The sequence below is a fragment of the Aeromonas sp. AE23HZ002T15 genome (assembly GCF_054165525.2).
Genome location: NZ_CM201342.1, coordinates 157,566 through 171,036, shown reverse-complemented (window position 1 = coordinate 171,036; position 13,471 = coordinate 157,566). Strand labels below are relative to the sequence as shown.

Annotated in this window: 11 protein-coding genes; 6 read left to right on the top strand and 5 right to left on the bottom strand. The window is 64.1% G+C overall.

From position 1 onward, the window contains the following. Positions 1–47: 47 nt before the first annotated feature. Both ACT5M9_RS00770 and ACT5M9_RS00765 read right to left on the bottom strand, forming a co-directional pair. Positions 48–824, bottom strand: a complete 777-nt coding sequence (locus tag ACT5M9_RS00770; protein WP_457978659.1) for a CHAD domain-containing protein — start codon at positions 822–824, stop codon at positions 48–50. Between the two features lie 19 nt (positions 825–843). Further along, positions 844–1,116: an acylphosphatase gene (locus ACT5M9_RS00765; protein ID WP_438550934.1), complete on the bottom strand. Its 273-nt coding sequence runs from the start codon at positions 1,114–1,116 to the stop codon at positions 844–846. A gap of 83 nt (positions 1,117–1,199) precedes the next feature. Between ACT5M9_RS00765 and ACT5M9_RS00760 the strand changes: the two genes are divergently transcribed. Then, complete coding sequence (locus tag ACT5M9_RS00760; RefSeq protein ID WP_438550935.1) at positions 1,200–2,630, top strand: methyl-accepting chemotaxis protein; 1,431 nt, start codon at positions 1,200–1,202, stop codon at positions 2,628–2,630. Positions 2,631–2,783: 153 nt separating this feature from the next. Here the strand turns inward: ACT5M9_RS00760 and ACT5M9_RS00755 are convergent, their stop codons facing one another. After that, entirely contained in the window at positions 2,784–5,999 is a 3,216-nt protein-coding gene (locus ACT5M9_RS00755) for an ExeM/NucH family extracellular endonuclease (protein ID WP_457978661.1), read from the bottom strand. Positions 6,000–6,327: 328 nt separating this feature from the next. On the opposite strand from ACT5M9_RS00755, the gene ACT5M9_RS00750 reads away from it, so the two are divergent. Both ACT5M9_RS00750 and ACT5M9_RS00745 read left to right on the top strand, forming a co-directional pair. Next, entirely contained in the window at positions 6,328–7,521 is a 1,194-nt protein-coding gene (locus tag ACT5M9_RS00750) for a class I SAM-dependent methyltransferase (protein WP_457978663.1), read from the top strand. Between the two features lie 289 nt (positions 7,522–7,810). Beyond that, entirely contained in the window at positions 7,811–9,004 is a 1,194-nt protein-coding gene (locus ACT5M9_RS00745) for an acyltransferase family protein (protein WP_457978665.1), read from the top strand. A 76-nt stretch (positions 9,005–9,080) separates the two neighbouring features. Here ACT5M9_RS00745 and ACT5M9_RS00740 read toward each other — a convergent pair whose 3' ends face one another. Beyond that, a complete protein-coding gene (locus ACT5M9_RS00740) occupies positions 9,081–9,725 on the bottom strand; it encodes a glutathione S-transferase family protein (protein WP_457978667.1) in 645 nt (214 codons plus the stop codon). 96 nt (positions 9,726–9,821) lie between these two features. After that, the gene (locus ACT5M9_RS00735; RefSeq protein WP_457978669.1) at positions 9,822–10,274 is read right to left on the bottom strand and encodes an EamA family transporter; all 453 of its coding nucleotides are present in this window, start codon (positions 10,272–10,274) and stop codon (positions 9,822–9,824) included. A 362-nt stretch (positions 10,275–10,636) separates the two neighbouring features. Here ACT5M9_RS00735 and selD point away from each other — a divergent pair, with 362 nt between their 5' ends. The 3 genes from selD to ACT5M9_RS00720 are packed head-to-tail and all read left to right on the top strand — an operon-like array spanning position 10,637 to position 13,430. Continuing rightward, entirely contained in the window at positions 10,637–11,674 is a 1,038-nt protein-coding gene (gene selD, locus ACT5M9_RS00730) for a selenide, water dikinase SelD (RefSeq protein WP_457978671.1), read from the top strand. Further along, positions 11,671–12,792 carry a tRNA 2-selenouridine(34) synthase MnmH gene (gene mnmH, locus ACT5M9_RS00725; RefSeq protein ID WP_457978673.1) on the top strand — a complete coding sequence of 374 codons (1,122 nt, stop codon included), beginning with the start codon at positions 11,671–11,673 and terminating at the stop codon, positions 12,790–12,792. Before selD ends, mnmH begins: the two co-directional genes overlap by 4 nt. Beyond that, a complete protein-coding gene (locus tag ACT5M9_RS00720; RefSeq protein ID WP_457978675.1) occupies positions 12,786–13,430 on the top strand; it encodes an MBL fold metallo-hydrolase in 645 nt (214 codons plus the stop codon). Before mnmH ends, ACT5M9_RS00720 begins: the two co-directional genes overlap by 7 nt. The last annotated feature ends 41 nt before the right edge of the window (positions 13,431–13,471 follow it).

Here is a 13,471-nt window from a genome sequence, read left to right as displayed (position 1 = left end):
AGAGGCCTCGACCTCTCTTTTTTATGGCTGCCTTTTTGTGTGGCCCTTCAGATATTGCCGGCGCAATCCTGATCATGGCCCTTGGCCGGACGCTCCATCGCCATCCTGAGCCCCACCAGCTCCGCCTGCTGGCAGTTGAGCTGCTGTAACTGGCACCCGATCGCTTCTTTCAACTGTCGCCGCTGGCGACGCCTCTTGTCACTGCCCCCCTCGCGTCCCAGCTGCCTCTGCCACTGGCGGGCATCCTGCAACTGACCCAGCCTGGTCTGCCACTCCACCAGCATGACCAGCCAGGCCGGATCCCCCTCCCCCTGTCCCAGCAAGAGCTCCACCCCGTAACGGGTCTGCTTGAGCACGAGGCGCAGCTTGTGCCACTGGCGCAGCTGCTCCTTGGGACTGCCTGACAGCCCATCGAGACCGGCCACCCCGTCAGCCAGGGAGAAGGCCAGCTGCATCTGATAGAGCGGCAAGGGGTTGAACGCCGAAGGCGCCTGCCCGAGGCGCGTCAGCCAACGATCGAAGCGCACCTTCAGCAGGGGGACGCGCAGCTTGCCACGCTTCGCCGGCTTGCCCCCGAAGCGCTCGGCATAGACCTGGGCATCCCGCAGGGCGGAGAGCCGACTCGTCGCCCGCAGCAATCGCCGCTCCAGGCCGGGCTGATGGATTAGTGGTCGCCAGAGGGCGAGCAAGGCCAGCAGGCGCCGTGCGGCTATGCGATAACCGTGCACCTCCTCCACCCCGGCCTGAGCGCGCAGGGCCAGGGTGGCGGCGCCATACTGTTCGACAAGCAGCCGTGCCTGCTCGTGCCACGTCATCTGCGACATGCTCTCTCCTTATCCGCCGTCAGTTGGTATGAAAACCGCTGCCCGTGGGCGGTGACGCCCTGGCGTACTCCATCTTCTCGACGATGGCAGTCCTGGGGCCGTGTTCCAGCCAGCCCAGCATCATCTGCACCTGCTGCTCCGGCCCGGCGATAAGGATCTCCACGGAGCCATCCTCCAGATTGTAGGCATGACCCCGCAGCCCCAGCTGCAGTGCCCGCTCCCGGGTGAAGTAGCGAAATCCCACCCCCTGCACCTGGCCCCAGACCCGGACGACAAACGATTGCTCTCCCATTTTCGGTACCTTTCCCTTAAGAAATTCCACCTCGGGGCGATAATAGGGACGACCCCCTTCCCCCTGCAGGACGCAATATCATTATGAAAGAAGTAAAATTCCGTTGGGTTGACCGTTATCTCATTCACCTCACTATCAGTGAAAAATTTCTCATCACCTTCTGGTGCCCCCTCCTGTTCATCGCCGCCCTCACCTGGTATCTGCTGGCGGACGGCCATGATCAGCAGATGCAGGTCAGGCTGGATCAGCTCAAGCAACGCGTCGAGACCACGGCGCAGCTGGTGAGCCAGCAGCCGACCCTGACTCTTCCCGCCGAGCTGACCCTGAGCCCCACCGGCAGCCCGGGTCTGACTCAGCAAGGGGATCACTACAGCGTCAGCGCGAGCGCAGGGCAAGCCGGCTACGTCACGGGTTCCCTCGACGCCAGCCGTTACTCCATGTGGGAGGGTCAGGGCACCGCCCTTATCGTCATCGCCGTGCTGGCGGCCCTGCTGGCCCTCATCACCCACTACCTGATGACCTTCGTCTCCGGCGCCCTCTACTCCACCAACAAGGCGCTGCAGACGGTGGCGAACGGGGATCTCACCTTCCGCCTCAACTTCTTCCCGGTGCGGGACGAGTTCTCCGTCCTCGCGGGCAGCATCGACAAGTTCACCGATCGCCAGCACAAGATAGTGCAACTCGTTGACGAGTCCGCCGAGGCCCTGGCCATGGCCGCCGACGAGTTCCGCGAGCATGCCAGCGACGGGGAAGAGCTGGCCCGCACCCAGCGCCAGCACATGGACTCCCTGGCCGCCGCCATGGAGCAGATGTCCGCCGCCATCCGGGAAGTGGCCCGCAACGCCAACGACACCCTGCTGCAGACCCGCCAGTCCAGCGAGGAGGCCGCCAACGGCGCCGAGCGGGTGGCACGGACTATCAGCGCCATCGGCACCCTGGCGGACGAGATTGGCAACGCCTCCGGCGCCGTGGAGCGGCTGACCCACAACGCCAACCGCATCAATGAGGTGGTCAGCGTCATCAACGCCATCTCCCAGCAGACCAACCTGCTGGCCCTCAATGCCGCCATCGAGGCGGCCCGGGCGGGCGAACAGGGTCGCGGCTTCGCCGTGGTGGCCGACGAGGTACGCACCCTCGCCAGCCGCACCCAGCAGGCCACGGTGGAGATCCAGCAGATGATCGAGGAGCTGCAGGCCGGAACCGGGGCGCTGAACGACATCATGGAGAAGACGGTCGGGCGCGCCGCCAGCAGCCAGCAGCTCATCACCGAGGTGGGCCAGGACATCGACAAGCTGAGCCATCACAGCGATGCGGTGCTGGAGATGAGCACCCAGATAGCGACCTCCAGCGAGGAGCAGAGCTCGGTCGCCGAGGAGATCAGCCGCAACCTGGATCGGGTGCGTCAGGAGGCCAACCGGGTCGAGGAGGCCGCCAGCGCCTCGGTCGCCGGTACCGCCGGCATCAAGACCACGGCCACCGAGCTGACCCAGGCCATGACGGGCCTGCGGATCTGACGCTTGTGAAACTGATTTGAGTGACACAGCAAAAGGCCATCCAGCGGATGGCCTTTTTTATGGGGGCATGAATATCATCCCGAGTCAGAATTGATGTCATGGCCCAATAAGAAGGGACCCTAAGGTCCCTTCATCTCGGCATTCGGACTCGTCTTAGCGGCCGAAGGGCCACCAGGATTTGTCGTTGTCCTGGATCTCGATGCGACTCTGCGACAAGGACCCGGCTTGCGCCCCCTGCAAGCGTTGCAGGCTGACCCCGAACTGCTCGGTGGGCTCCACGAACCAGTCGTCGATGATCAGCACCTTGATGGACTTGACCCCACCCTCACCGGCGGCCCAGCTCACGGACTGACCGAGCCAGGGCAGGAAGTCCAACCCCCAGCGGGCCGTACCACTGTCCAGCCCCAGCTGGGCACGGGCCGGTTTGCTCAGATCGCCGCTGCGCACCAGCGGGATCTCCGCCAGCCACTGCCCCTCGCTCACCTTGATCACAGCACTCTGCAACGAGATGGTGGAAGGGGCCAGCTTGTCCTTGATGGTCACCAGGGTCTGGGACTGGGCCCCCAGGCTAGCCCCGCTCGCGTCGTGCAATATCAGGGTGAAGGTCTCGTCCCCCTCGTTTTTCGTATCGCTGAACGTCGGGATCTGCAGGGTCTTGTCCTGCTCCTCCCCATCCTCCCAGTTCAGGGTGCCGCTCAAGGGGGCCAGATCCTGGCTATCGGCGCTGCCATACTGCACGCTCCAGCTGACGCTGGCGGCGCCACGGCTGCCTCCCTTGCGCTGCACCGCCAGAGCCAGGGTGCTGCCCTCCTCCACATTCGCGGCGCTCACGCTCAGACCAAGCTCACCGGTAGGCGGCAAGGGATACTGGATGGCCACCAGCACGGGATCGTGATCGGAGGCGCTGAACGGCCCCTCGGATTTGCCAAGCTGCCCCGAGTATTTCTTGCCGTACTCGAAGAAGTTGCTCTCCGCCGAGTTGATGTGCCAATCCTCGATGCCGACGACCTTCTTCGCGAGGCTGGGGTTCGCCAGGGCGTGATCCAGATTGCCGAGCTCCCCCTCATAGCTGTAGGAGTAGGTATCCGTGCCGTGGAACTGGGTATTGAGGTTGATAAGCCCGGCCCCCTTGCCCACCGCGCTGGCCTGCTCCTCATAGGGCTGGCCCGCCAGCTGGGTGAAGGCGGCGCTCATGATCTGGCGCGGCTGAGCGGCCGGATCATAATCCGTCAACACCCGCACCGGATCTTCCAGCCCGTAGGCGTTGAGATCGCCTATCACCAGCAGATCCCCCGGCTCCTGCTTGAGCCGCTCCCCCAGCACCTTGGCGGCGGAAACCCGCAGGGCGTTGCAGTGACCCTGCCCATCCAGGGGATCGGCGGTCCCATAGTCGGGATAATCCTCATAGCAGGCCGAGCCCTTGGATTTGAGGTGATTGACCACCAAGGTCAGAGGCGCATCCCCCTTGGGGGAGCTGAAGCGCTGCAGCAGGGAGTCGCGCATGCCCTGGCGAATGCTGACCGGTTTGCCCGCACCGTCGACGGTCTCGGCCACCTGCACCGGCAGCGGGATGAGCTGGGCGGCCCCCTCCAGGCTGACCTTTGCGGGCCTGTAGATGAGTCCGACCGTGATGGCGTCGGTCCCCATGGGCTGGTCATCGGGGGAGTGAACGAAGGCGTAGTGATCCTGCTCATCCGGCAGGGCCGCGTTGAGGGCCCCCACCAGGTTCGCGATGGCGGAGTTGTCGCCGTAGCCGTTGTTCTCTATCTCCATCAGCCCGACCACGTCCGCGTTGAGGCGGGTGATGGCGCTGACGATCTTGGTGCGCTGCAGCTCGAACTCGCTTACCGTCAGGGCTCCCCGGTTGCTGCCCGTGGGGTTGGCATCCCCCCCCACGACCGTGGTGAAGAAGTTCAGCACGTTGAAACTCGCCACCCGCAGATCCCCCGCCGTGGCGAGCTCAGGGGTCTCGACCCTGTCCCAACCGCTGTGATCCACGTCCGCCGGGCTTATCTTGTTGTCCGCCACCAGGCGGTAGAAGTCGTAGGAGTAGCCGATGGCCCCCTCCAGGTTGCTCAGGCGATCGCCGATGCGCAGATACCCCTGCTCGGCATCGAAGGCGGGGTACCAGGGCAGCACGCCATCCGGCGCCTTGGCGTCCGTCTCCACCACCAGCTGATTCACCCGGTTACGTTCGGCCCACTGGCTCGCCTCCGTACTCATGGCCGGGAACTTCTGGGTTGACTTGATGAGGGGTGCCCCGTAGGCCAGCACCAGATTGTTGCGCTTGCCGTCGTAATCGAAGCTGAAGTTGCGGGTCACCACCAGGCTGGAGGCCGGCACCAGCCGCACCCGCATCCCCTCGTGGCGCTCCAGCAGGGTCGTCAGACTCTCACCCGCCACCGGCACCAGATCCACAGCCGGCACCAGGCCCACCATGGGCTGGGTCACCGTCATCTCATCGGCGCTGAGCTGGGTCTGGTTGTAATACTCCTTCACCTTGCCCGAGACACACACCTCGGCACCGGGCACCAGGGCGGCGTTGGTCTGATTGCTCTGCACGAAGAGGCCATCCGAGCTCGCCGGATCCCCGTCCCCCTGCAGGTCCTGAATGAAGAAGCCCTTGTAGAGGCCGCTCACCACCAGGGTCACCACGCCGCGGGTGGCATAGGCCGTCTCGGATTCAAACTTGCCGGCCGGCACCAGCGGGCTGCGATCGCCGCTGCCCTGAATGGCGGGCACAGGGATGAGGCTATCCACCGGGCAGACGAAGGCCGGCGGCTGGCTGCCGTCACAATTATCCTCGCCGCTGCAGCCGAGCCCGGCCGCCTCGTCACGGGCAAAGCCCAGGTATTCGGCGGCGGGATCGAAGGATGCCGTGGCATCGCTGCGCCCCGTATTGACATTGGCCTTGCGCCTGAGCGTCATATCCAGGGTCGAGACGGCACCTGAGACCCAGGCCGTGCCAGGATCCACCCCTATCTGGCCCAGGCTGTCGACTATTTCGTCCCCCCGGTAGAGCACCAGCCCATCGTCGCCGTTGAACACCAGGTTGCCGCTGGTCAGGTTGGCCTTGGCCAGGGTGGCGGGCAGCGCCGAGGGGTGCGCCAGCACCAGGCTGGCGCCGGGAGCCAGAGTGCCTTGCAGGGCCAGACTGTTGGTGGGGCCGGCCGCCAGGGTGCGGCCATTGGCATAGAGGGCGAGTCGGTATTGCGCGAGATCCAGCGCGCTATTGCCGAGGTTGCTCAGCTCCAGCGCCTTGTTGTTGCCGGAGCCTTCCAGGTATTCGGTGATGAGCAGCTGAGCCTGGGCCTGGCCGGACAGCGCCAAGGCGACCGAGAGGGCCAGCAGGGAATGTCTTCCTGACATCGTGGTTATTCCTTCTTGATTATGTTGCCAGTTGAATCGCGATCGGGTGATCGCTGCACCTTGTGATGACGCCGTAAAAAGAGTCATACGGTGCACATACTCTGCCCGTTTTTTCTTGAGGGCACCGCGAGCTGGCTAACAATTGCAGAACTTTGTTGCCGGCAAGTGACAGGTTCTGGCGAGCATTGAGGCGCATGCTTAACCAATTTACGCAGGGCGCTGACCTCGGCAACCATGGCTAATGTTCTGCCTCTGCGACAAGGCTGGCGTAAACCCAGTGTTGCCACTAAAATATGCCCCCTCTCATTCCTGGCATCGGTAACATCCCATGAGCGCTTCCATCTATCTCGTCAAAGGCCGCGAAAAGTCCCTGCTGCGCCGTCACCCCTGGATCTTCTCCAAGGGGATCGACAAGGTGCAAGGCACCCCCATCGATGGCGACACCGTCGAGATCTACTCCAACGATGGCAAGTGGCTCGCCCGCGGCGCCTGGTCCGGCAGCTCCCAGATCCGCGCCCGGGTCTGGACCTTTGACAAGGACGAGACCGTCGATCTGGACTTCTTCATCCGTCGCCTCAAGTACGCCCAGGAGTCCCGTGATCCCCTGATCAAGCGCCAGGGCCTCACCGGCTATCGCCTCTGCGCCGCCGAGTCCGACGGTCTGCCGGGCCTGACCATAGACCGCTACGCCGACTTCCTGGTGTGCCAGATCCTCTCCGCCGGCGCCGAGTTCCAGCGTGAGCTCATCACCCAGGCCCTGCGCACCCTCTACCCCGAGTGCAGCATCTATGAGCGCTCCGACGTGGCGGTGCGCAAGAAGGAAGGGCTGAAGGAACGCACCGGCGTCATCTATGGCGAGACCCCGACCGATCCCGTGGTGATCGAGGAGAACGGCGGCGTCAAGATCCTGGTGGACATTCGCAACGGTCACAAGACGGGTTTCTACCTGGATCAGCGGGACAACCGCCAGGCGGCGGCGAAATACACCGAAGGCAAGCGGGTGCTCAACTGCTTCTGCTACACCGGCGGTTTCGGCGTCTATGCCCTCAAGGGCGGCGCTAAAGAGGTCGTCAACGTGGATCTCTCCCAAAACGCCCTGGACATCGCCCGCCAGAACGCCGAGCTGAACGGTCTGGATACCGGCAATACCCAGTTCGTGCGTCACGACGTGTTCAAGCTGCTGCGGGAATACCGCGAGAAGGGCGAGAAGTTCGACGTCATCGTGCTGGATCCGCCGAAGTTTGCCGAGAGCAAGGCCCAGCTGCTGGGCGCCTGCCGCGGTTACAAGGACATCAACATGCTGGCCTTCCAGCTGTTGGCGCCGGGCGGTGTGCTCTTGACCTACTCCTGCTCCGGCCTGATGGAGCAGAGCCTGTTCCAGAAAATCGTGGCAGATGCGGCGCTCGACGCCGGTCGCGATGCCCAGATCCTGGAGCTCCTGTCCCAGGCGTCCGATCACCCCATCGGCACCGCCTACCCGGAAGGCTTCTACCTGAAGGGCTTGGTGGTACGCGCCCGCTGATCCTCCCTTGATCGGTTAAAGCACCAAGACTCTGATCAAACAGGCCCGCATCGCGGGCCTGTTTTGTTATGCACCCACCCTCTCCCGTCCTCACGCACATCACATCCCTCCAGCCCTGCCTGTTTTTTCTTCATCAATGCATATTTATGATAAAAATCACATCCATATGACTCTCTTTTGCGTACTGTGATCCCGCCTGCGGCCACCATGAGTCGAGGCTGCCGGCCCAAGGGCATGCAAAACAACAAAAACGATGTCAGGCCAAGCTGAGCATCACAAGGGTCCCAACATGAATCAATCATTGCCGCTGTTAACGCCGCTGCGGGGCATTGCTGCCCTGATGGTGGTGCTGTTCCATGCCAGGCTGCTGCTGTTTCCCCAGTGGAAGGAGCCCATCGCCGAGGTGACACAACTCATCGAGAACGGCTACCTCTGGGTCGATCTCTTCTTCATCCTGAGCGGGCTGGTGCTGGCCCACGTCTATGGGCAGGCCTGCGCTGGCCCTAATCGCACCATCGGCTATGGCCGCTTTCTCTGGCTGCGACTGACCCGGGTCTACCCCCTCTACCTGCTCACCCTGTTGCTGCTGGTTGGCTGGGAGCTCTACAAGGCCCAGCATCAGATAGGCTTCTTTGCAGGCCCGCTGTTCAAGATGTGGGAGTGGGAAGGCATGCCTGCCTTTGGCTCCCCCTTCACCCCGGTGGAGGCCCTGCCAAGCGCCCTCTTGCTGTTGCAGGTGGTGACGGATCATGGCCTGACCTGGAACTTCGCCGCCTGGTCCCTGAGCGTGGAGTGGATAAGCTACCTGCTGTTCCCGCTGCTCATCCCACTCGCCCTCGCCCGCAGTCGCTGGAGCCATCTCGCCCCGCTGCTGGCATTCATGGTGCTGGCGTTCATCCTGCACCGCCAGGGTACCCTGGATGTCACCAGCGGGGTGCTGGCGGTGGGACGAGGGGTGAGCGAGTTCGTGCTCGGCCTCTGGCTGTTGCCCAGGGTCAAGGCGAGTCGGCAGTTGCCCATGATGGAGCGGGATCTGCCGCTCTTGCTGGCCTTTGCCCTGCCCTGGGTGCTGCTGCAATTCACCATGACGGCGCCATTGACCCTGCTGCTGATTGGCTCCTATGTGCTGCTGATCTGGATTGCCGCGGCCCAGGGCGAGCGCCAGAGCCCGCTGCTGCGCCTGCTCGACAACCGCTTCACCAACTGGCTCGGGGATCTCTCCTACTCCCTCTATCTCTGGCACGTCCTGGTGCTGCTCACCGGTTGCGAGCTCATCCATCATCTGGCCCCCGGCCTCACCGACTGGTGGTATGCCCAGACCAACCCACTGCTGGGAGTGCTCGCGACCCTGTTGATGCTGGCGCTGCTGCTCGGCATTTCCTGGCTGAGTTACGCCGGGTTTGAGCGGCCGGTGCAGCGCAGGCTGCGCCGTTGGCAGGGCATCAAGCGACCGTGGCCACGGCCAGTGAAGCAAGGGGAGTAAACCGGCGTCACCATGCTTTCCTGCGCCATAAAACAGGCCCGCATCACGGGCCTGTTTTTTATTGAGGCTTTGCGCCTCAGTCCCGCTGGGGCGCCCCCAAGGGGAAGTAGTGACGATAGGGCCTCGCCTCGTCCACCACCCGGGCGACGCTGGGGTGGGCCAGCAGGCGGGCGCGATAGGCTCTGAGCACGGCGCAGGCGGGGGGGATCTCGTGAGCCCAGTCCGCGTAGAAGAGGGAGGGGGCGGCGGCGCAATCGGCCAGGGTGAAATGCTCCCCCGCCGCCCACTCTCGTCCGGCGAGGTGCTTGTCCAGCCAGGGGTAGATCTTGTCCAGCACGGCCTTCGCCTCGGTGACCCCGAAGCCGTCGCGCTCGGGGGCCGGACGCAGCCTGTCCAGCACCACCTTCTGCATGGGGGTCATCACATAGTTGTCAAACAGTCGGTCCAGCATATGGGCCTCGATGCCCGACTCCCCGGTGGGCACCAGGGTGCTGGGGCCCGGGTGCTGCAGTTGCAGGTACTCGATGATGGTGCTGCTCTCCAGCAGGGTGCGCCCCTCATCCACCAGCACGGGGAAGCGCTTGAGGGGCCAGAGGCCGGCGAGTTCGGCCTTCACCGTGGGAGATTCCAGGTTGTGGTACTCGAACGACAGGGCGTTCTCGTAGAGGGCGATCAGCACCTTCTGGCTGTAGGACGAGAAGGGATGGGCATAGAGTTTCATATCACCGGATCCTTATGTGTCGTTGCGTCTATCCAATAAACAGTGCGTGTCATTCATCAAATCCAACCCAAATGTCATCAATGGCAGATTCTGTGTTTATCCCTGCTCCCTGAAGGCGAGCACCATGACGCCCCCGGCGATGAGGGCGATGCCGCACCACTCCCGCAGGGAGGGGCGTTCTCCCAGAAACAGGACCGCGAAGATCACCACCAGCACCAGGCTGAACTTGTCGATGGGGGCCACCTGGGCGACGTCACCGAGCTGCAGGGCGCGAAAATAACAGAGCCAGGAGGCCCCGGTGGCGAGCCCGGAGAGGCCGAGGAAGAGCCAGCTGTGACCGGAGAGCGCCAGGGGATTGCTCCACTGGCGGGTGGCGGTCACATAGAGGCAGAGCAGCAGGAAGACGATGGCGGTGCGGATCAGGGTCGCCAGATCCGCGTTGTTCTGCGCAACACCGAGCTTGGCAAAGATGGCGGTCAGGGCGGCGAACAGGGCCGACAGCAGGGCCCAGCCAAACCAGTTCAGGGTCGAAAGAAAGGAGTTGCTCATGATCTTGCCTTGCAACACGGGGGTGAGCTAGTTGTAGCAGAGCCTGGGGAGGACGGGATCCTGTCCATCAATGGATGCAGGCACTCCACCCCGTCTGCCCTCCTCCACTTCTTGCCCCGAGCTTCACCGCCCTCTGTGCTTCAGATTCCACCTCAATTGCGAGTCGGATCCCTCACCCTCTTTGTGGCATAATGCCCCGTCTCGTGGCCTTGGGTGGCACGGTCTGGGGCCAGTCCCTACGCGGCGCGCTCCGTCGGCTCGCCCCGCCACCCGGGCTCACCCGTTTTCTGCGATTATCCGCAATGCGATGACCGCACCCATATCGAACCGCTTCATGCGAGCTTGAACCAAGAGGGGTCAGTATGTCTTCCATTCGTCTCACCCAATACAGCCACGGCGCTGGCTGCGGCTGCAAAATCTCCCCCAAGGTGCTCGACACCATCCTCAAGAGCCAGATCCCGGGATTTGACGACCCGACCCTCATCGTCGGCAACAGCAGCAAGGATGACGCCGCCGTGGTGGACATCGGCAACGGCCAGGGCATCGTCTCCACCACCGACTTCTTCATGCCCATCGTCGACGATCCCTTCACCTTCGGTCGCATCGCCGCCACCAACGCCATCAGCGACATCTATGCCATGGGCGGCAAACCCATCGTCGCCATCGCCATCCTGGGCTGGCCCATCAATACGCTCGCGCCGGAAGTGGCCCAGCAGGTGATCGACGGTGGCCGCCAGGTGTGCCACGAGGCGGGGATCTCCCTGGCCGGTGGTCACAGCATCGACGCCCCCGAGCCCATCTTCGGCCTGGCGGTGACCGGCATAGTGCCGCTCGATGCCATCAAGCAGAACGACACCGCCAAGGCGGGGGATGTGCTCTACCTGACCAAGCCGCTGGGCATCGGCATCCTCACCACGGCCCAGAAGAAGGGCAAGCTCAAGCCCGAGCACGAGCAGCTGGCCCCCGAGGCCATGTGTACCCTCAACAAGATTGGCCAGCGCTTCGCCGAGTTGCCCGGGGTGCACGCCATGACCGACGTGACCGGCTTTGGCCTCGCGGGCCACCTGCTGGAGATGTGCGAAGGCTCCCGGCTCTCTGCCCGCCTCGAGTTCAATGCCCTGCCGCTCTTGCCCGAGGTGGATCACTATCTCGCCGAGGGCTGCGTGCCGGGCGGCACCCTGCGCAATCACGACTCCTACGGCCACAAGCTCGACGCCATGGACGATCGCACCCGCAACATCCTCTGCGATCCCCAGACCAGCGGCGGTCTGCTGGTGGCGGTCGGCAAGGAGAGCGAGGCCGAGCTGCTGAGCATTGCCCGCGAGGCTGGGCTATCCCTCTCCCCCATCGGGGTGATGAAACCCCTCGTGGGTGCGCGCTTTATCGAGGTCATCCAATGAGTGAATTGCCCCAGGCGACGGATCTGGCCCGGATATTCCTGGACGATGTGCCGCTCATCGATCTGCGCGCCCCCATCGAGTTCAACGAGGGAGCCTTCCCCCACGCCGCCAACCTGCCGCTGATGACGGACGAGGAGCGCGCCCAGGTGGGTACCTGCTTCAAGCAGCAGGGCCAGGCTGCGGCCATCGCGCTGGGTCATCAGCTGGTGGGTGGCGATGTGCGGGCAGCACGAATGGAAGGCTGGCTGGCCCAGTTGCGCCAGCAGCCCGACGCCCTGCTCTATTGCTTCCGGGGCGGCCTGCGCTCCCAGACGGTGCAGCAGTGGCTGGCGGATGCCGGCGTCACCCGCCCTCGGGTGGCCGGGGGCTACAAGGAGCTGCGCCGCTTCCTCATCGACACCCAGGCGAGCGCCTCGGCCGAGTGTCACTGGACCGTGCTGACCGGCATGACGGGCTCCGGCAAGACCCACATGCTGGAGCGAGTCGCCCAGGCGGTGGATCTGGAGGGGCACGCCCATCACAGGGGCTCCTCCTTCGGCCAGCTGCCGGGTGGCCAGCCCAGCAACATCAACTTCGAGAACAGGCTCGCCATCGAGCTGCTCAAGCGCCGCCACCTCGGAGAATCCGCCTTCGTGGTGGAGGACGAAAGCCGCCTCATCGGTCGCTGCGCCCTGCCGCTGAACCTCTATGAGGCCATGTGCCAGGCGCCGCTGGTGGTGGTGGACGTGCCGCAAGAGGAGCGCGCCGAGCAGATCCGGGCCGATTACGTCGTGGATCTCTGGTTGCGCTATCGGGAGATGTACGGCGCCGAGGAAGGCTGGCCGCTGTTTGCCGGCTACCTGACCGATGCCCTGGCGCGTCTCAAGCGCCGCCTCGGGGACAAGGATCACCGGGAGCTGGATGCCCTGATGCAGGTGGCCCTCGCCGAGCAGGTCAGTAGCGGCAACACCGAGCCGCATCTGGCCTGGATCCGTCTCTTGCTGACCCGCTACTACGACCCCATGTACCTCTATCAGCTCAACAACAAGCGCGAGCGGATCCGCTTCCGGGGTGATAAGGCGGCATGCCTCGCCTACTTTGCCGAGCAACACGCCAATCAGAAGAGTTCGACATGCTGAAATTTGAAATCATTCCGGTCACCCCCTTTGCCCAGAACTGCTCCCTCATCTGGTGTGACGAGTCTCGCCAGGCGGCGCTGATAGACCCGGGCGGCGAGGCTGACAAGCTGCTTGCTGCCATCGCCAAACATGGGCTGACACTCGCCAAGATCCTGCTGACCCACGGTCATCTGGATCACGTGGGGGCCGCCAACCAGCTGCGTGAGCAGACAGGCGTATCCATCACCGGGCCCCACCAGGAAGACGCCTTCTGGCTCGACATGCTGCCCCGGCAGAGCCAGATGTTCGGCTTCCCCCACACCCCGGCCTTCACCCCGGACGCCTGGTTGGCAGAGGGAGACAAGGTGGCGCTCGGCAACTGTGAGCTGGAGGTCTATTTCTGCCCGGGCCACACCCCGGGTCACGTGATCCTGCTGAGCCAGGCCGAACGCCTCGCCTGGGTCGGTGACGTGCTCTTCGCTGGCGGCATAGGTCGTACCGACTTCCCCCGCGGCGATCACGCAACCCTCATTCGCTCGATCACCGAGACCCTGCTGCCTCTCGGGGATGACATCGTCTTCATCCCGGGCCACGGCCCCAGCTCCACCTTCGGCCGCGAACGGGTGAGCAACCCCTACCTCACCCAGCCGGCCTGGTAGCCGCGCATCCCAAAGACAAGGGCGACCCCAGGGTCACCCTT